Consider the following 18,182-nt stretch of genomic DNA (forward strand, 5'->3'; position numbering starts at 1 on the left):
TGCATGAGGTGGATTACCCGTGAACGACCCAAGATTGATCGCATCGCGTGTCCTTGGCTGATCACTCGTTTTATCGATCCACAAGCCGAGTTCCTCTACGTACCCAGCAAAGACGTTCTGCGGTTTGCCGCTGAGAAAGATGCAACGCCTTACGATATTCCGAGCGTCGAGCTTTCCCACGTAGGTGAGCTGTGCAGCTTCGATGCGTTCCTGAAGAAGTACCAGCTCAGTGATCCCGCCTTGCAGCATTTGGCCGAAATCGTGCGTGGAGCAGATACCTCCCACCTTGATCTGACGCCACAATCGGCTGGGCTGTACGCGATTTCTCTAGGACTGTCGCAACGCTTTGCCGATGACCAGGAAATGCTGTCGCACGGTTTGATCATGTATGACGCGCTGTACGCCTGGTGCAAGGAGTGTCAAGGCGAGACGCATAACTGGCCTCCGCAGATGTGATGAGGCCTGTTCACACTGAACGTTCTAATCCTGTATTACCGGGACAAAGGCAGGACGATTGACGTCGCCCTGCCCAAGCAGAAGAGGACCTCATGACCCTACGGCACAAACGACGTTTTGCTCTGCCAGTCTTCGCCGTCCTGTTGATGGCGCTAGCCGTCATCAACATCGCGAACCTTCGTGACGTTCAGGCTGCAGACGAACCATCGACCAACGACCTGCCACTGAAACATGTCACCGACATTCCGTTGCCCGGTGGCGCTACTCGGCTTGACTACGAGAGCTACGATCCAGCGCGCAACCTGTTGTTCATCGCCCATTTGGGCGACAGCGAAGTGATCGTCTTTGACCTGCGTGAATCCCGCGTCGTTGGACGCATTGCGAACGTTTCGTCGGTGCACGGTGTGCTGGTTATTCCTGAGCTGTCGCGTGTCTACGCGTCGGCGACGGGCACCAACGAAATCGTGGCGATTGACGAAGCGACCCTGGCCGTTGTCAGTCGTATGCCCGGCGGTATCTATCCAGACGGCATGGCTTATGTACCCGACCTTCACAAGCTTTACGTATCGAACGAAAACGGCAAGACCGAAACGGTAATCGACGTGCGCACCAACACTCGCGTCGCAACGATTCCCCTCGGAGGTGAAGTCGGCAATACACAATATGACCCCGTATCACGGCACATTTTCGTTAATGTCCAGACACGCGGGCAACTGATCGAGATCGATCCCGCAACCGACCGGATCGTTGCGCGCATTGATTTGCCGGGGGCAAGAGGCAACCATGGCTTGTTGATCACCCCGCGTGACCGGCTGGCCTTTATCGCATGCGAAGGTAACGACAAACTCCTGGTACTGGACATGCGCACGATGCAGGTTATCCAGGCGTTCGATACTGGAGGAACCCCTGACGTGCTCGCGTTTGACCCCGTACCGGGCACGCTTTATGTGGCTGCAGAGGCCGGCATGGTGTCGATGTTCCACGTCAAGGACAGCGTCGTCACGAACATCGGCAGTGGCCGCGTAGGCCCGCATGCGCACGTCGTTGCTGTGGATACAGCGACACACCGCTCGTATTTTCCACTCAAGGATATCGACGGGCACCCGGTACTGCGGATTATGGAACCCCGGTAGCGCATCCGTGCTGCGTCACTGTCGGTAGCTGGAGATTTATAGCGCTGCAACCTACGCGAAAGTTTGAGCGCAAGAGACCGGGTGCGATCCAGCGGGCAGATCTTTAATCTGCCTGCAGTACCTGAACTTCTGCCTGGAATTTCCATGCCCTATCACCCCGCCAGCCACTACCTGTCCGCCATCGACACGGACTGGGCGCGGCACGTCGCTGCCATCGGCCCGTGCCTGCATCAGCCAAAACCGGCTCGTGATCCCTACGAAGCGCTGGTTCGGGCCATTGCTTATCAGCAACTCCATGCCAAGGCCGGCGATGCCATTCTCGGGCGTTTGATCGCGCTGTTTCCCGACTCGCCGTTCCCGACGCCCGAGCAATTGCTGGCCTGTGAATTCGAGGTGCTGCGCAGCTGCGGTTTCTCCGGCAGCAAGATCGCCACGCTTCACGGTATCGCCCAAGGCGCGCTGGAGGGGCTGGTGCCGGATCGTTCAAATACGCTGTCGATGAGCGACGACGAATTGATCGAACGCCTGACCCGGTTACGCGGTGTCGGCCGCTGGACTGTCGAGATGCTGCTGATCTACACCCTCGAACGCTTGGACATCCTGCCTGCCGACGACTTTGGCGTGCGCGACGGTTACCGCCGTCTCAAGGGCCTGGAGCAACAGCCAAGCCGCAAGCAGATGGTCGATATCGGTCAGGCATGGAGCCCCTATAGAACCGTCGCGGCCTGGTATTTGTGGCGAGTGCCGAACCCATGAAACGCTTTGTGTTGATCAATGCTCAGGGCGAACCGCTAGACAGCGCCGAACCCGGACAAATGGGCGGCCATCGACGATCCCGAATCTACGGTCGACTGGACTGCCCTGCTGCACTGCGGGCCATTGCCCGTGGTGGCTATGTCGCGCACCGGGTATTTTTCGCCGATGAAACCACGGCCCGCGCCGCGGGTTATCGACCGTGTGCGGTGTGTTTGCCGCTGGCGTATAGGGAATGGAAAAAAGCATCCAGTCTGCGGGTCGGACAACTCAAAAACCTGCTCAATTCGCACCAAAGCGGACTAGTGCAGCATCGATAAATCGTCGGAGTTTGGCGGTTCTCTGGCGATTTGCCGTGTAGAGCAAATGCATGTGTCGGCTCGGCGCTTCGAAATCAGCCAGCAGTCGCACCAACTCGCCGCTTCGCAGCGCTGGCTGAAGAAAGTCTTCGGGGCCAAGGACAACTCCAAACCCGTCAAGCGCTGCTGACAGCAGTGCTTTGCTCTCGTTGACCTGCAAACGACTGGTGACTTGTACCTTATGAACGGTGGAGCCTTTGCAGAACTGCCATTCGCGGTCGGCCGGGCGGGACCAATAGGCATATCCCAAACACTCGTGGCTCTCGAGATCAGCCGGTGTTTGTGGCGTTCCGCGTTCAATCAGGTAGCTCGGTGCCGCGCAGGCCACCAGCCGATAAGGCGCCAACGGTCTGGCGGTCAGACTGGAGTTGGCCAAGGGACCGATCCGGAAAGCCACTTCATAGCCCTCTTCCACCAGATCGACGAAGCGATCCGTCAAATGCAGATCGATTTCCACTTCAGGGTGGTGACGCAAAAAATCCGTCACCAATGGCATGAGGCTATAGGAACCGAAAGTCACGGGCGCACTGATTTTCAGTTTGCCACGAGGGGTGTCATTCATGATCTGCGCAAGGGAGTCGGCAGCCTGGGCTTCGCTCACAATATGCTTGCAGCGTTCATAGTAAGCACTCCCCAGTTCAGTCAGGCTCTGCCGCCGGGTGGTACGGTTCAGTAGCCGCGCGCCCAGCCGGTGCTCAAGTGCGGCAACATGTTTGGCCACCATCTGCGGCGACATGCCCAAGCGCTCTGCGGCGCGGGCATAGGAGCCAGATTCCGCCGCCATCACAAAAGCGCCCATGCTCGTCAGGCGATCCATCATTCAATACTCCTGGTAACAAGACTAAGTCCGAGATGGTTATTTATCCCCTATTGGTTGCCAATCATCATAGCCTCTTCCTGACAAACAACGGAGCAAGGACATGCGGATAGGCATTATTGGCGCAGGGTTCATCGGACGTGCAGTGGCGCAATTGGTTATAGCTGCAGGGCACGAGGCAATGCTCAGCAACTCACGTGGGCCACAGACCATGAGCAGCGTGCTCAGTGGCATTCCCGGCAGTCAGGTCGGAACCCTCGAGGAAGCTGCGCAGTTTGGCGAAGTGGTTCTCGTGGCAATTCCGCTGGCGCAATACCGAAGCGTGCCGGCCCAGTGGCTGGAGGGCAAAACCGTCCTGGATGCCAACAACTACTATCCGGAACGAGACGGCCACATTCCCGTCCTGGACCGATTCGAAACCACCACCAGCCGCCTGCTTGCCGAGCATCTGCCCGGCTCCAGGGTGGTCAAGGTTTTTAACGCAATCCTCGCTCAAGACCTGATGCAGGACTCGCGCCCGAAAGCGGCACCCGACCGACGCGCACTGCCGATCGCTGCGGATGACCCGGTCGCGAAAGCCTTAGTGATCACGTTGCTGGACGAGATTGGATTCGACGCTGTCGATGCTGGCAGCCTTGATGAAAGCTGGCGATTCGAACGGGCCAAACCCGCCTACTGCATCCCCCTGGATAAACAGGGGTTGAAGGTTGCCTTGGCAGCGGCTCAGCGGCAGGTCGAGTTGCCTGATGGATCGTGGCGCCGCTGAATAGCCCGCAACATCGCCGCTCGGTGGCTTTCCGTACAACCCCCTGGACCGAGGCTCAAGCCAGCAGGTCGCTGATCCACCGTACTTGCCGGGCGATGTCCTGCACCTTCTCCGCGGGCACGGCCTGCCGCGCCCGGGCGAAGTTGCTCAGGGTCTTGTGCTTCTCGCGCAGTATGCGCTGCCACTTGGCCAGGAACGCCGGACTGCGGGCCTGCATCTGCAGCGGGCCGAAGTACAGCTCCTCGGCGGTGTACATCACCGGCCCGGCGCGCTCGGCGACGATGATTTCGTAGTCGAAGCGGTTTTCCCGCAGCATTTCCTCACAGAGGATGCGATAACCATTTTCCATCAGCCATTGGCGCAGTGGCTGCTCGCCGCCATTGGGCTGCAGGATCAGGCGCTCCTGGCCGCTCAGGCGCGCTTTGCCACTGTCGAGGATGTCGCGGATCGTCTCGCCGCCCATGCCGCAGATGCTGATTGCCGTGATCCCGTCTCCCGGCTCGATCGCTGCCAGGCCGTTGGCCAGGCGCACGCTGATCCGCTGGTCCAGGCCGTTCTCGCGCACAGTGCGTTCGGCCGAGCAGAACGGCGTCAATGCCACCTCGCCGGCCACCGCCGCCGCGATAGCGCCACGGCGCATCAACGCCACCGGCAGGTAGCCATGATCCGAGCCGATATCGGCCAGCCGTGCACCTTCTGGCACATGCCCCGCCACGCGCTCCAGGCGCATGGACAATGTCTGTTCGTTCAACCGCAGCCCCTTTTCACCACGAACGTCCGGCACCTTTGGCTGGATCGGGGCGCGATTCTGTCGGGCAACGCCGTGCATTTCAACTTTATGCGATCAAGACCATGGCTCGCCCCAAACCTGGCGCTTGCGCATCGGCCCAAAGCGAACCCTGGTTATGGGCTGCTTTTGGCCGATCTTCGCAAGGACGCGGCCTGCCAGGATGATCCGCCTCATGACGAATGCAGGGGGTCATCCCATAGCAAATCTGCTGATACGCTGTGCATGGCAGTGTTTCTGAATAACATCTCGACATGCAGGCTTTCATCTGGCCTGCGATTCGACACAGGCCCGATACGTCACCGCCTTCAAATGCAAGCAAGGTTTGAAGGGAATCAGCCAGACTCTGCAGTCAACAACTTGTAACGGAGACATCACCATGAAGATGGCAGTGCAAAACAACAAAACCGGTAAAACACGCCACCGTCTGGTCGGCTCGTCAGTCCTCGCGCTCAGCCTGTTTGGCACTCTCGGCGCGGCCCACGCGCAAACGACCGCAACCGCACAGCCAGCCGTGATCAATGCTAGTACCGCTCATGCGGCACCCTCTCCGTTCGGCCCACTGAAGCATGTCAACGCCGGACTACTGAACGTGGCATACGCCGAAACAGGCCCGGCCAATGGACCGGTGGTGATTCTTCTGCACGGCTGGCCGTACGACATTCACAGCTATGACGAGGTCGCACCCTTACTTGCAGCAAAGGGCTATCGAGTGCTGATGCCATATGCGCGCGGCTACGGCGATACGCATTTTCTATCCGAAAAAACCCTTCGCAATGGCCAACCGACCGCGCTGGCAAGTGACGTCATCGACTTCATGGATGCACTGAAGATCAAGCAAGCCGTGCTCGGTGGCTATGATTGGGGCGCGCGGTCGGCTGACATCGTCTCGGCGCTATGGCCAGAACGGGTCAAGGCACTGGTCTCGGTCAGCGGCTATCTGATCGGTAACCAGGCGGCCGGCAAGAACCCGCTGCCGCCGAAGGCTGAATTGCAGTGGTGGTATCAGTTTTACTTCGCCACTGACCGCGGTCGCGCCGGGTACGAGAAAAACACCCACGACTTCGCCAAGTTGATATGGCAAACGGCTTCGCCGAAATGGGCGTTCGATGACGCCACCTACGATCGCAGCGCCAAGGCACTGGACAACCCCGACCATGTCGACATCACCGTGTTCAACTACCGCTGGCGCCTGGGCCTGATTCAAGGCGAGCCCCAATACGAAGCTTTAGAGCAGAAACTGGCCAAGGCGCCGTCCATCAGCGTGCCGACCATCACCCTTGAAGGCGACGCCAACGGCGCGCCACACCCTGCCCCCGAGGATTACGCCAAGCGTTTCACCGGCAAATACGAGTTCCGGCTGATCAGCGGCGGCATCGGCCACAACCTGCCGCAGGAGGCTCCGCAGGCGTTCGCCAAGGCGGTGATTGATGCGGATCACCTTTGAGGCCGATCTGACATTCGTGAACTTCCCCCAATAAGCACGTTCTCAACAGCGGCTCGTTATATCTGACGAGCCGTTGTTCTTTGCGCGGCTCTTTTGGACAATCACCAACTGAAAAGAGCCAGCCCGGCAAAAACGCCCCCCAATGCACTCGGTCCGCTGAACCGGACCAAGGGCAGGCGCAACTCTGTCTAATCTGAATAGAACACGACCACACTCTTGATACAGGGGAAACCGCATGACCAGAATCACAGCACGTCAATACTCGTCATGGGCCCTGATCTCCCTGCTCGCCATCAACCTGGCGCTGACAGCCGGATGCTCAAGCAAAACTGCCGCAAACCGCTATTCGACCTCAAGCACAGCCTCGAACTGCTACGCAAAAGCGCTACCCTCTGCCGGCGAAGGCGGCTTGGCCTGGGGCTCCACTTTGGGCATGGCTCGGCAAAAATCCCTGGATAATTGCAAACGCTATGCCGGCCAATCCGGTGGCACGCCGAGTACCTGCCATGTGGTGACAGCGGAGTGCAAAAAGTAATAGCGCGTTTGCAGTGTTTGCCAATTGAGGGAGTACAAGCATGCACGATCCCTTCAATCTTCTTCGTTTCGTCGAGGCCCAGCGCCCGGTTTTCAGCCGAGTCATGGAAGAGTTGCGCGCCGGGCGCAAGACCAGCCACTGGATGTGGTTCATCTTCCCGCAACTGCAAGGTCTCGGGCATAGCGAGATGGCCCGGCGCTTTGCCATTTCTGGTGCTGCCGAAGCCCGGGCCTATCTGCTGCATGATGTGTTGGGGCCACGGCTGGAGGAAAGCCTCAGTACCCTCCTGCAACACCGTGACAAGAGTGCGCTGGCCATCCTTGGCCACCCCGATGACCTGAAGTTGCGCTCCTGTCTCACGCTATTCGCCAGTATCAAGCCCGAACAGCCCCTGTTCCAGCAGGCCCTCGACCAGTTTTTTGCCGGTGCCCCAGACACCAGGACCCTGTCCCTTCTTGAAGAATAAGGTCGACACGAGCTACATCGCGACGGAACGCCGTGATCGGCGCACAGAGCAACCGATGTCTCGCGCCGGCTGATTGTCCCATCGTGTAGACGATGCTTCTCATTTTGTCGATTGTTCCCGGAGCCCCCCGACCTGAACGATCAGGTCGAGGTGGCCCACTCCGGGATCCAGGGTCCAACGCTCGCGTTACCTGAGGTCGAAACGGTCGAGATTCATCACCTTGGTCCAGGCTGCCACGAAGTCTTTCACGAACTTCTCCTGCGCATCGCTACTGGCATAGACTTCGGCCAAGGCCCGCAGTTGCGAGTTTGAGCCGAAGACGAGATCGACACGAGTGCCTGTCCATTTGAGGTCGCCGGTTTTGCGATCGCGTCCTTCAAACTCTTCATTGGCGTCCGAGACCGGCTTCCATTCCACGCCCATGTCGAGCAGGTTGGTGAAGAAATCGTTGGTCAGCGCTTCAGTTCGCTGGGTGAAGACCCCGTGCGGGGTTTGTCCGACGTTGGTGTTCAACACGCGCAGGCCACCAATGAGCACCGTCATTTCTGGCGCGGTGAGTGTCAGCAGTTGCGCCTTGTCGATCAGTAACGCCTCGGCCGGTACGCGGTATCGGGTCTTGAGGTAATTGCGGAAGCCATCGGCGATGGGTTCGAGAAACCCGAAGGATTCGACATCCGTCTGCTCTTGGCTCGCGTCCATCCGCCCCGGAGTGAAAGGCACCGTGACGGTGTGACCGGCATTTTTCGCCGCCTGTTCGACACCAGCACAGCCGGCCAGCACGATCAGGTCCGCCAGCGAGATCTTCTTGCCGCCAGTCTGCGCGCTGTTGAACTCGCTCTGGATTTTCTCGAGGGTCGCCAGCACGTTCGCCAGTTTCGCAGGCTGGTTGGCCGGCCAGTCCTTCTGCGGGGCCAGGCGCAAGCGCCCACCGTTGGCACCACCGCGCTTGTCGGAGCCACGGAAGGTGGACGCCGCCGCCCAGGCAGTTGATACAAGCTGCGAGACTGTCAGGCCACAGGACTGAAGCTTACTTTTGAGTGAGGCGATGTCGCTGTCGTTGACCAAGGCATGGTCGACCGCTGGAATAGGGTCTTGCCAAATGAGCTCTTCGTTCGGCATTTCCGGACCGAGGTAGCGCGAGAGCGGCCCCATGTCGCGGTGGATCAGCTTGAACCAGGCGCGGGCGAACGCGTCGGCCAACTGATCCGGATTGGCCAGGAAGCGCCGTGAAATCGGTTCATAGATCGGGTCGAATCGCAGGGACAGGTCCGTGGTCAGCATGGTCGGATTACGCCGCTTGGACGGGTCGTGAGCATCGGGAATTATGCCCGCGCCAGCGCCGTTTTTCGCCGTCCACTGGTTCGCACCGGCCGGGCTCTTGGTCAGCTCCCACTCGAAACCGAACAGGTTCTCCAGGTAGTTGTTGCTCCACTTCGTGGGCGTAGTGGTCCAGGTCACTTCCAGGCCGCTGGCGATCGTGTCGCCACCTTTGCCGGTGCCAAAGCTGCTCTTCCAGCCCAGGCCCTGCTGTTCGAGGCCAGCGGCTTCGGGGTCGGCGCCGACATGGGTTGCAGGCCCGGCACCGTGGGCCTTGCCGAAGGCGTGGCCGCCGGCGATCAATGCCACGGTTTCTTCGTCATTCATCGCCATGCGAGCGAAGGTTTCGCGGATATCCACCGCAGCAGCGACCGGGTCCGGGTTGCCCTCAGGGCCTTCCGGGTTGACGTAGATCAGGCCCATTTGCACCGCAGCAAGCGGTTTCTCCAGGTTGCGCTCCTGGACAGTAGGGCTCTCATCTTTGCCATAGCGCACGTCGCCCCCCAGCCAGGTTTTTTCGGAGCCCCAGTAGACGTCCTCATCCGGTCCCCAGACGTCCGGACGGCCGCCGGAAAAACCAAAGGTCTTGAAGCCCATGGACTCCAGCGCGACGTTGCCGGTGAGGACGATCAGGTCGGCCCAGGAAATGTTACGACCATACTTTTGCTTGATCGGCCAGAGCAGTCGGCGTGCCTTGTCGAGGCTGACGTTATCCGGCCAACTGTTGAGCGGCGCGAAGCGTTGCTGGCCGGAGCCGGCACCCCCACGTCCGTCACCGGTGCGGTAGGTGCCTGCGGCGTGCCAGGCCATGCGAATAAAGAACGGCCCATAGTGACCGAAGTCCGCAGGCCACCAGTCTTGCGAATCGGTCATCAACGCATGCAGGTCTTTCTTGAGCGCCGCAAAGTCCAGTTTTTTGAACGCTTCTGCGTAGTTGAAACCCTCGTCCATGGGGTCGGACAGGGACGAGTGCTGGTGCAGGACCTTCAGATTGAGTTGGTTCGGCCACCAGTCGCGGTTCGACGGGCCACCGCCCGCGGCGGCGTGATTGAACGGGCATTTCGATTCAGTTGCCATGTGTGAGCTACCTTTGGTCGTGTTCATCCGGCTATCCGGCCCCGCGTGGGCGTGCGATAGCGACGAGCGAAATCAATGACATAAGCTGCAGGGCCAACAATTCGATCAATTGATCGTCGTGGTCACACGGGCAATCCGGATAGCGGCAATCGAGTTACCAGCACGGTGGCCCACGGCAAGCCTAGTACGCTTCTGACTTATTCGTATCTCTTATCAGGTCTCAACCGGCCAGTTTTCACCGGCGCTCCGTTAAGGTTAGCCCCCTATAAAGCACTCAGCTAATAGGTGGCGTATTCGGTCCTGATAGGCCTAGTCTTTTACCTGACACCCAAGGAAGGAATAGAGCTGTTACACGACGTACGCCTGTACGGGAGAGCACCAGACCATGAATAAGTGCCGGCGCTGCACGGCCGTCCACGAAGCTGGCCACGCCCTGGCTTTTTGGTGGAATGGTCAGCACATCGAGCGCATCACTGTGCGCACCAGGACAGAAGCCTGCACCGGCCCAATGATTGATCTGCGCGGCAACCCGCAAAACGTAGAGGGATTGGTCGAGGCCGATTACCTGGTCCCGCACCCATCCTTCGACGCGCCCGGGATTGCTGAATACCTACCCTCAATGATCGATTCTATTGAGCGCGACCTTCTCGACTGCTTCGCTGGCCCCGTGGCCGAAGCCGTCTACAGGCGCACCAAATCGGACAAATTCACCTGGGCCAGCGGCAGGGGGGACCGGTGCCGGGGTTACGAATTGATCAGTTTGCTGCCTGCACGAAAGCTACTCGACGCCGAATCCCGAGCAATCGCCCGCTCCTGCTGTCTGGTGCGTCACTACTGGCCCGCTGTCACCGCTGTCGCGGATCTTCTACAACAGCACGGCACGGTTAACGGGGAAGCTATAACAGCGCTGCTGTGCGAAGTCACCGGGGAGTCACCGACGCGGCTCACTAATGACCTGGCAACCCTCGATAGGCGACGCAACAGGCGGTGGACTGCAGCCCACTCGAAGCTACTGTTCAGCAAAGCCCGGCAACCATCTGACCGAACTGACTTCGATTGCCGGTGACTTCGTTCAGTAGTCTTTTAGCTGGCGGTGAGTTAATCCCTTTGTTTTTATGGAGGGTGACACACCGCTGGACTCGTCTCAGTAATCGACCCAGACCCCGCCTTTGTCCGCAGACTGGACACAGCGCTCGACCCAGCGAACGCCTTCGACTCCGGCATGGATATCCGGATAGCGCAGCGTCGCCAAGCGCTCATGATTGCCGCGGTTGGCGGCGTCCATAGCCACGGCGAAACGGTAGTAAAGGTTGGACCACGCATCGAAGAGCCCTTCCGGGTGCCCCGCGCCGATTCGGTCATCGAGCACTGCATCGGGATGCAAATACCCCATGCCGCGCTCCAGCACTTGCGCGGGTTTGCCCTGGACTTCGAATGACAGCTGGTTTGGCCGCTCGTCCCACCACTCGAGGCTGGCTTTAGAGCCGATCACGCGAATTTTCTGGCCGTGCATGGAGCCGGCGTTCACGGCGCTTGACCACACACTGCCCATTGCCCCGCCTTCGTATTCCATCAGCGTGTAGGCATTGTCCTCAAGCGGTGCGCGGCTTTTGACAAAGCTCTGACGGGTGCATAGCAGCCTTTTGATCTTGAGTTCGGGCAGCATGACTTCCGACAGGTACAGCGGATGGGTGCCGACATCTCCCAGTACATAGCTGGGGCCGGCGAAACGCGGATCGACTCGCCATTGGGTCGCCTCGCTTTGCGCCTCCACCGGCTCGCAATGGAAACCATGGGCAAACTGCATGTGCACCATGCGAATCTCGCCCAGTTCGCCCTGGGCAATCATGTGCCGGGCCTGTTCGATCAGTTGATGTCCGGCGTAGCCGTAAGTCACCCCCACTACCCTGTTGTTCGACACGGCAATTTCCCGCAGCGTTTGCGCCTCCTCGAGGGTAAAGCACAGCGGCTTTTCGCAGACCACGTGCAACCCAGCTTCCAGAGCGGCCTTGGTGATTGCGAAATGAGTGCCATTGGGCGTCGCCACCGAAACTGCCTGGATGCCATCCGGCCGCCCGGCCTCACCTTCAAACAGGCTGCGATAGTCGGCATAGCAGCGTTCGGGGTCGACTCCCAGTTCCACGCCGAAGGCCCGACCGCGCTCCGGATTCAGGTCGAAGGCGCCGGCGACCAGCACAAACGACTGGTCACGCAATGCCGCGCTGCGGTGGATGTAGCCAATCTGACTGTCGCGTCCACCGCCAACCATGGCCCAACGAAGAGGTTCGGGAATACGCTTGCTGCCATTGATCATCGATAAGTCCTTTGCGTGAGAGAAATCAGAAACCTGCCTGAGAGAGGTAGGCGCGGCTGGCAGCAACGTCGCGCAGACTGCCACGGGCGTTACGTGGATCGCGTTCTTGCTCGACCGTGATGTAGCCCTGGTAACCGAGCTCGGTGATCAGCTCGCGCAAGGCGCGATAGTCGATGACACCCTGGCCGATCGGGCACATCACGCCCCTGGCGCAGGCCCCGAAAAAGCTGATGTGCTCACCCAATACCTGATCGAACACCGCCTGATCAATGTCTTTGAAATGCAGGTAATCCAGCCGATCCGCGTACTGGCGCAGGGTCTGAACCGGGTCCATGCCGGCGTAGTAGAGATGGCCGGTGTCCAGGCACAGGCCGGCCACTTCGTAGGGAATGTCGGTGACCAATTGCGCCAGCTCGTCGGCGAACTCGATGTAGCCGCCGGCATGCGGGTGAATCACCGTACGAACGCCGAACTCCAGCCAGGCCAGATCAGCAATGGCCCGGATGTGGTTCATCATGCCCCGCCAGGCGTCAGGTGCCAGACGCGGTGCTCGTTCGGAGTGTCCGGCCGCGTAGTCACGTTCCTCATGCCCCCAGTCGATAACCACCAGGCAAGGCATGGCGAAGCGCTGCCCCGGTTCCTGCGGCACTGCTGGCAGTTGCTTGAGCAAGGCACAAATATTTCGGGTTTGTGTCAGCACGTTCGGCAGATTGGCCGGATCGACCAGATTGTCGAATACAGTGCCGGCCACCACATGCAGGCCCTGCTCGGCGAGCACCGTGCCGACTGCCGCAGCCTCAAGCGGCAGGTAGCCATACGGCCCTAGTTCGATGCCGCGATACCCGGCTTGCGCGGCTTCGCTGAGCACCTGTTGCCACGCTGGCAGATGAGGATTGTTGACGTCGTCTACGCCCCAGCAACAGGGTGCAGTGGAGATATGGAGGGTCATGTCAGGTTCCGATGATTGTTGTTATGAGTGGTGCTGTTTCGCTCGGAGAAATCCTAAGTTGCCAGGGTGCACGACTGCTATAGTCCTGCAGCCATACCTGTCAGAACCCATCAAAAACATTAAAGAGCCTTTCATTTCATGTCAGAGACCCATCACCCGGCCGGCCGTCGTTCAACCATGGAAGATGTCGCCGAGGCCGCCGGCGTTAGCCTGTCCACCGTGGATCGGGTGATGAATCTGCGTGCCAACGTTCGCGCCGATACTGCGCGGCGCATTGCCGAAGCTGCTGCCCGGCTGGGCTTCTACGGTCGCAATGTGATCGAGCAACGCCTGCTTCAGCAGCGACCAACCGTACGCCTGGGGTTCCTGCTGCAAAAGCGTGGCGTGGCGTTTTATCAAGGGCTGGCCAAGGCCTTGGCCGAGGCAGCGGCATCCAGCATCCGCGCCCAGGTTCGGGTGATGATTCATTACATCGATGACCTCGCCCCGGCCGCCACCGCACAACGCATCCTCAAGCTACAAGGAGAGGTCGACGCTCTGGGTGTGGTGGCGGCAGATCATCCCGCCGTGCGCGAAGCGATGGTGCAGTTGCGTGCCGCCGGCATCCCCGTTGTTGCCCTGGTTTCCGAGCTGAGTGCGTCGGCCGGTGCCAGCTATGTCGGTGTCGACAACCGGTCAATGGGGCGCACGGCTGGTTGGTTCATCAAGAACCTGGCGCCCCACGCGGGGCCTGTGGCGGTGATGGTAGGAACGCAGCGTTTTCAGTGCCAGGAACTGTGCGAAATGAGCGTGCGCTCCTTTCTTGCGGAGCAATCCCAGGACTGGGAGCTATTGGCAACGCGCCTCACCCTGGAGGACGAAGAGTTCGCCTATGCCGGCACGCTCGACCTCCTGAGCAGTCAGCCCAACCTTGTCGGCTTGTACGTGGCCGGCGGCGGTATCGAGGGCGTCATCAACGCCCTGCGCGAACTGAAAGCCCAGAACGTCGCGCTTCCCACAGTTGTATGCCACGACCTGACACCCATCACCCAAGCGGCCCTGCGTGACGGCATTATTCAAGCCGTACTGTCGCATCCCGTCGTGGCACTGGCGCAGACTGCCGTGAACGTGATGGTGGATGCAGCGATAGACCCATCGTCAGCCATCGCCACGAAGCTCATGCTCGCACTTCAGATTGACGTGTCTGAAAGCGTTTAGAGACCAAGCGATAACAGGAACGAAACTCTCAACTGCACAACGCACATTCAGCAGTTCGTTTCATATTTAAAACAAATCCGTCATTTCCTCGCATCCGGCGTTACCTATAAAAGCGCCCCCTTCTCGTAATTCCCCCTGCCCTACACATTCAACGTGCAATTTCGTGCCATATAAGAAACCACGTTTTATATATGAAACACCCAATAAATACTGAATTTTCAGTAACTCATTAATAAGAAAGGAGTTTTAAACAAAAAACCAACTTGGCAAGTCTCTGGCATTGTTCATGCACTAAACAACGTATCACCTATAAAACAGACCAGAGACCCTTTCCAATGGCTGTGAACGAGATGTACGCCATCGCCCCTCAATGGAATAAGCCCGCTCCCAAGGAAGATCAGGAGCCCACCGAAATTGAATTTCGCAATGTCGGCAAATGTTTCCCGGCCAAAGGAAAGTCCGAAGCGCCATTTGCCATTCGCGAGGTCAACTTCAAGATTCGCCGCGGTGAAGTGGTGTCGATCATCGGCCCTTCCGGTTGCGGCAAGAGCACCATTCTCAATATGGGCTCCGGGCTGTATCGGCCGACCGAAGGCGAGGTCTTCGTCGCTGGTGAAGCGGTCACCGGCCCGGTCCGTCAGGTCGCGTTCATGCTGCAAAAAGACCTGCTGATGCCATGGCGCAGCATTCGTCGCAATGTCGAACTGGGTCTGGAAATTCAAGGTGTGCCGGCGGCCAAGCGTCAGGCCGTAGCCAAAGATCTGCTCGATCGTTGCCACCTGCAAGGCTTTGCCGACCACTACCCGTTCCAGCTGTCGGGTGGCATGCGTCAACGCGCTGCCCTGGCTCGCACCCTGGCCATCGACCCGCAAGTGCTGTTCCTCGACGAACCGTTCTCGGCCCTCGATGCGCAGACCAAGATGATCCTGCAGCAGGACATGGCGCGGATGCTGTTCGATGAAAAGAAAACCGCTCTGTTCATTACCCATGACCTGATCGAAGCCATTGCCATGTCCGACCGGCTGCTGGTCATGAGTGCCCGCCCGGGCACCATCATCGAAGAGATCACTGTCGATTTGCCGTTTCGTGACAACCCGTTGGAGCGCCGCAAGCTGCCGGAAATCGGCCCGCTGGTCGGTCGCCTGATGGAGTTGCTGCAAGTCGGCGAAGACACCGAACTGCATTGATCAACGCCGTTGTGGCCATCAACCGAATCAGGAGTACGCATGTTCAAGTCTCTGTTTCAACGCTTCAGCCAGGTCACCGGTATCGCGCTCGGCCTGGGCATGGCTTTCGCCGCCCAGGCGCAGTCGACCGACGTGACTTACTTGTTGCCGGCGCCGCCGAACCTGCCGGCGTTCGCCCCGTGGATCATCGCGCAGCAGAAGGGTTACTACGCCGCCCAGAACCTGAACATGACCTTCATCGCTGCCAAGGGCGGTGTGGATGTGGCGAAACAGATCGGTGCCGGTAACGCCATGCTCGGCGGTGCTCTGGGTGATACCCCGATTGTGGTGCGGGCCAACGGTATTCCAGTGCGCGCCGTCGCGGTGCTGGGCGCCGGCGGCGTGACGATGATTGCCACCAATGCAGCCGAAAACATCAACTCGATCACCGACCTCAAAGGCAAGACGATGACCGTGATGTCCTACTCGGACACCACCTACTACGCCTTGCTCGCCTCTCTACGCCGAGCCGGCCTGAGCAAAAACGATGTGAACATTCAGGCAGCCGGGCCTTCTGGCGTATGGCAGTTGTTCTCGGCCGACAAAGCCCAGGCAATGGCCGGCGTGCCGGACTGGGTGGTCAATGCCGAAGAAGCCGGCGCGAAGATCAAGCTGATCCCTCAATCGCAGATTTTCGAGAGCATGGCCCAGGCGATCCTCGCTTCCGACGATGCCATCGAGCATCACCCCGAGATTGTTCGCGGCGTGGTCCAGGCCACCCTGCAAGGCATGCGCGACATCATTCAGGACCCCAAAGCCGCCGCGGTCACCTTCGCCAAGGCTGTCCCCGCCTATGCCGGCAAGGAAGCGTCGCTGGAGAAAATCTTCAGGCTCTACGTCGAGCATGTCTATGCCAATCAGGCCGTTCTGGGCCGAATCGATCCGGCACGACTTGAAGCGGTCCGTCAGTTCTATGTCAGCGAAGGCATCGTCAGCCATGAGCCAAAACTCGACGAGCTGTACACCAATCAATTCATCGACACCCAAACAGCCGCGCAATAACGGCGAGTGACAACAAGGTACCGACACGATGAAAAACCTTAATAACTCCGTGCTGGGCAGCGTTGCACTGCTGATCCTGTTCCTGGTGCTCTGGCAGTGGGGCCCGGGACTGCTCGGCATGCCCGAATTCGTCATGCCGCAACTGAGCCGTGTGGCCCAGGAAAGCCTGGTGATGTGGCAAACCGGGGGTCTGCTGCAACACACGCTGATTACCGCGTTCGAAATCATTGTCGGCTTCGGTCTGGGAGCCCTGCTCGGCGTGGCCATCGGTGTCTCGCTGGGACTCTCGCCCGCCGCCGAAGCCATGCTGTCGCCCTACATTCTGGCGCTGCAAATCGCCCCGAAAGTCGCCTTCGCTCCGCTATTTGTCATGTGGCTGGGCTACACCATCTATCCGAAGATCCTGATCGCCATCCTGATCGTGTTCTTCCCGGTGATGATCAACGTACTGTCGGCGATCCGCACCGTTGACCCGGACATGATCAACCTCGTCCGGACGATGAACGCCAGCCGCTGGCAGATCTTTCGCCTGGTGGAATTCCCTTCGGCCATGGCCGCACTGTTCTCCGGCCTGCGCATAGCGTCGACCCTGGCCGTGATCGGCGTCACCGTCGGTGAACTGGTCGGTGGCAACCAGGGCCTGGGCTTCCTGCTGGTCGATGCCGAAGGCCAGGGCAATACCGCGGGTGTGTTCGTGGCCATCGTCATGCTCACGCTGATCGGTGTACTTGCTTATGGCGCGGTGGTCTGGACCGAGAAACGCGTCCTGCACTACATGCCCAAAGCCATGCTGAGTACCCAATGATGACGACCCTCAATCGTTTGCTCGAAGGCCGTCGGGTGCTGGTCACCGGTGGCGCCCGCGGGTTGGGTTATGCCTTTGCCCAGGCCATCGGCCGGGCCGGTGCCCACGTGGTGATCGCCGACATTCTCGCCGAGCGTGTTCAGCAATCGGCCGCCGAGCTGGTCGCCGAAGGCCTGACCGTTCATGGCGTGGCCGTCGATCTGGCGCAACCCGACTCGATCGACACCTGCGTGGCTGAAACCACCCGGCTGCTGGGTGGCCTCGACGGTCTGGTGAACAACGCCTCGATCACCAATTCCGGTGGCAAGACGTGCGAAGAGCTGAGCCTCGATACCTGGGATCAGGTCATGCACGTCAATGTCCGCGGCACCTGGCTGATGACCAAGGCGTGCCTGCCGGCCCTGCGCGCCAGCGGTCATGGCGCCATCGTCAACCTGGCATCCGACACGCCGCTGTGGGGCGCGCCGAACCTGCTGGCGTATGTCGCAAGCAAGGGCGCAATCATCGCCATGACCCGCAGCCTGGCCCGCGAACTGGGTACCGACAACATCACGGTCAACGCCATCGCACCTGGCCTGGTGCTGGTCGAAGCCACCGCCTATGTGCCTGAAGCACGTCACCGTTTGTACAACGAGCAGCGGGCCATTCAACGCCCGCAACTCCCCGAGGACGTCAGCGGCGCCGTGCTCTTCGCGCTGTCCGACCTCGCCCGTTTCATCACTGGACAAACCCTGCCGGTCAACGGCGGGTTCGTAATGCCTTGATCAGGAGACTGC

Annotated in this window: 19 protein-coding genes; 14 read left to right on the forward strand and 5 right to left on the reverse strand. The window is 59.7% G+C overall.

Annotated elements, in window-relative coordinates:
* Positions 1–3: 3 nt before the first annotated feature.
* The 4 genes from AC3WK5_RS03955 (at position 4) to AC3WK5_RS03970 (ending at position 2,662) form a co-directional block, all read left to right on the forward strand.
* Positions 4–456, forward strand: coding sequence for a chromate resistance protein ChrB domain-containing protein (locus tag AC3WK5_RS03955; RefSeq protein WP_103314417.1), 453 nt, complete (start codon positions 4–6; stop codon positions 454–456).
* 92 nt (positions 457–548) lie between these two features.
* Entirely contained in the window at positions 549–1,589 is a 1,041-nt protein-coding gene (locus AC3WK5_RS03960) for a YncE family protein (RefSeq protein ID WP_103314416.1), read from the forward strand.
* Positions 1,590–1,733: 144 nt separating this feature from the next.
* Entirely contained in the window at positions 1,734–2,345 is a 612-nt protein-coding gene (locus AC3WK5_RS03965) for a DNA-3-methyladenine glycosylase family protein (RefSeq protein WP_103314415.1), read from the forward strand.
* Positions 2,342–2,662 carry an Ada metal-binding domain-containing protein gene (locus AC3WK5_RS03970; RefSeq protein WP_103314676.1) on the forward strand — a complete coding sequence of 107 codons (321 nt, stop codon included), beginning with the start codon at positions 2,342–2,344 and terminating at the stop codon, positions 2,660–2,662. The genes AC3WK5_RS03965 and AC3WK5_RS03970 overlap by 4 nt, the downstream gene beginning before the upstream one ends.
* Here AC3WK5_RS03970 and AC3WK5_RS03975 read toward each other — a convergent pair.
* Positions 2,625–3,521, reverse strand: coding sequence for a LysR family transcriptional regulator (locus AC3WK5_RS03975; RefSeq protein WP_177474872.1), 897 nt, complete (start codon positions 3,519–3,521; stop codon positions 2,625–2,627). The two genes, AC3WK5_RS03970 and AC3WK5_RS03975, sit on opposite strands and share 38 nt — an antisense overlap.
* A 100-nt stretch (positions 3,522–3,621) precedes the next feature.
* On the opposite strand from AC3WK5_RS03975, the gene AC3WK5_RS03980 reads away from it, so the two are divergent.
* Positions 3,622–4,284: an NADPH-dependent F420 reductase gene (locus AC3WK5_RS03980; RefSeq protein WP_103314414.1), complete on the forward strand. Its 663-nt coding sequence runs from the start codon at positions 3,622–3,624 to the stop codon at positions 4,282–4,284.
* A gap of 55 nt (positions 4,285–4,339) precedes the next feature.
* Here the strand turns inward: AC3WK5_RS03980 and AC3WK5_RS03985 are convergent, their stop codons facing one another.
* Positions 4,340–5,035: a tRNA (adenine(22)-N(1))-methyltransferase gene (locus AC3WK5_RS03985; protein WP_285377931.1), complete on the reverse strand. Its 696-nt coding sequence runs from the start codon at positions 5,033–5,035 to the stop codon at positions 4,340–4,342.
* Positions 5,036–5,450: 415 nt separating this feature from the next.
* On the opposite strand from AC3WK5_RS03985, the gene AC3WK5_RS03990 reads away from it, so the two are divergent.
* The 3 genes from AC3WK5_RS03990 to AC3WK5_RS04000 all read left to right on the forward strand — a co-directional run bounded on the left by AC3WK5_RS03990 (position 5,451) and on the right by AC3WK5_RS04000 (position 7,519).
* Complete coding sequence (locus tag AC3WK5_RS03990) at positions 5,451–6,518, forward strand: alpha/beta fold hydrolase (RefSeq protein ID WP_103314412.1); 1,068 nt, start codon at positions 5,451–5,453, stop codon at positions 6,516–6,518.
* Positions 6,519–6,753: 235 nt separating this feature from the next.
* Entirely contained in the window at positions 6,754–7,053 is a 300-nt protein-coding gene (locus AC3WK5_RS03995; protein ID WP_103314411.1) for a DUF4189 domain-containing protein, read from the forward strand.
* 40 nt (positions 7,054–7,093) lie between these two features.
* Positions 7,094–7,519, forward strand: coding sequence for a DUF1810 domain-containing protein (locus AC3WK5_RS04000; protein WP_103314410.1), 426 nt, complete (start codon positions 7,094–7,096; stop codon positions 7,517–7,519).
* Between the two features lie 186 nt (positions 7,520–7,705).
* On the opposite strand, the gene katG is transcribed toward AC3WK5_RS04000, so the two are convergent.
* A complete protein-coding gene (katG, locus tag AC3WK5_RS04005; RefSeq protein WP_103314409.1) occupies positions 7,706–9,940 on the reverse strand; it encodes a catalase/peroxidase HPI in 2,235 nt (744 codons plus the stop codon).
* Between the two features lie 358 nt (positions 9,941–10,298).
* Here katG and AC3WK5_RS04010 point away from each other — a divergent pair, with 358 nt between their 5' ends.
* Positions 10,299–10,979 (forward strand): hypothetical protein, encoded by a 681-nt coding sequence (locus AC3WK5_RS04010; protein ID WP_103314408.1) that lies wholly within the window; start codon positions 10,299–10,301, stop codon positions 10,977–10,979.
* Positions 10,980–11,057: 78 nt separating this feature from the next.
* On the opposite strand, the gene AC3WK5_RS04015 is transcribed toward AC3WK5_RS04010, so the two are convergent.
* Both AC3WK5_RS04015 and AC3WK5_RS04020 read right to left on the reverse strand, forming a co-directional pair.
* Positions 11,058–12,227, reverse strand: a complete 1,170-nt coding sequence (locus AC3WK5_RS04015) for a Gfo/Idh/MocA family protein (protein ID WP_103314407.1) — start codon at positions 12,225–12,227, stop codon at positions 11,058–11,060.
* A gap of 25 nt (positions 12,228–12,252) precedes the next feature.
* Complete coding sequence (locus AC3WK5_RS04020; protein WP_103314406.1) at positions 12,253–13,176, reverse strand: TIM barrel protein; 924 nt, start codon at positions 13,174–13,176, stop codon at positions 12,253–12,255.
* 138 nt (positions 13,177–13,314) lie between these two features.
* Between AC3WK5_RS04020 and AC3WK5_RS04025 the strand changes: the two genes are divergently transcribed.
* The 5 genes from AC3WK5_RS04025 to AC3WK5_RS04045 all read left to right on the forward strand — a co-directional run bounded on the left by AC3WK5_RS04025 (position 13,315) and on the right by AC3WK5_RS04045 (position 18,170).
* Positions 13,315–14,373: a LacI family DNA-binding transcriptional regulator gene (locus AC3WK5_RS04025; protein WP_103314405.1), complete on the forward strand. Its 1,059-nt coding sequence runs from the start codon at positions 13,315–13,317 to the stop codon at positions 14,371–14,373.
* Positions 14,374–14,723: 350 nt separating this feature from the next.
* The gene (locus AC3WK5_RS04030; protein WP_054598309.1) at positions 14,724–15,560 is read left to right on the forward strand and encodes an ABC transporter ATP-binding protein; all 837 of its coding nucleotides are present in this window, start codon (positions 14,724–14,726) and stop codon (positions 15,558–15,560) included.
* A 39-nt stretch (positions 15,561–15,599) separates the two neighbouring features.
* Positions 15,600–16,601, forward strand: coding sequence for an ABC transporter substrate-binding protein (locus AC3WK5_RS04035; protein ID WP_054597072.1), 1,002 nt, complete (start codon positions 15,600–15,602; stop codon positions 16,599–16,601).
* Positions 16,602–16,629: 28 nt separating this feature from the next.
* Complete coding sequence (locus AC3WK5_RS04040; RefSeq protein WP_054597071.1) at positions 16,630–17,406, forward strand: ABC transporter permease; 777 nt, start codon at positions 16,630–16,632, stop codon at positions 17,404–17,406.
* Positions 17,403–18,170, forward strand: coding sequence for an SDR family oxidoreductase (locus tag AC3WK5_RS04045; RefSeq protein WP_173859995.1), 768 nt, complete (start codon positions 17,403–17,405; stop codon positions 18,168–18,170). The genes AC3WK5_RS04040 and AC3WK5_RS04045 overlap by 4 nt, the downstream gene beginning before the upstream one ends.
* Positions 18,171–18,182: the final 12 nt, after the last annotated feature.

It is taken from the genome of Pseudomonas sp. FW306-02-D09B (assembly GCF_058782685.1).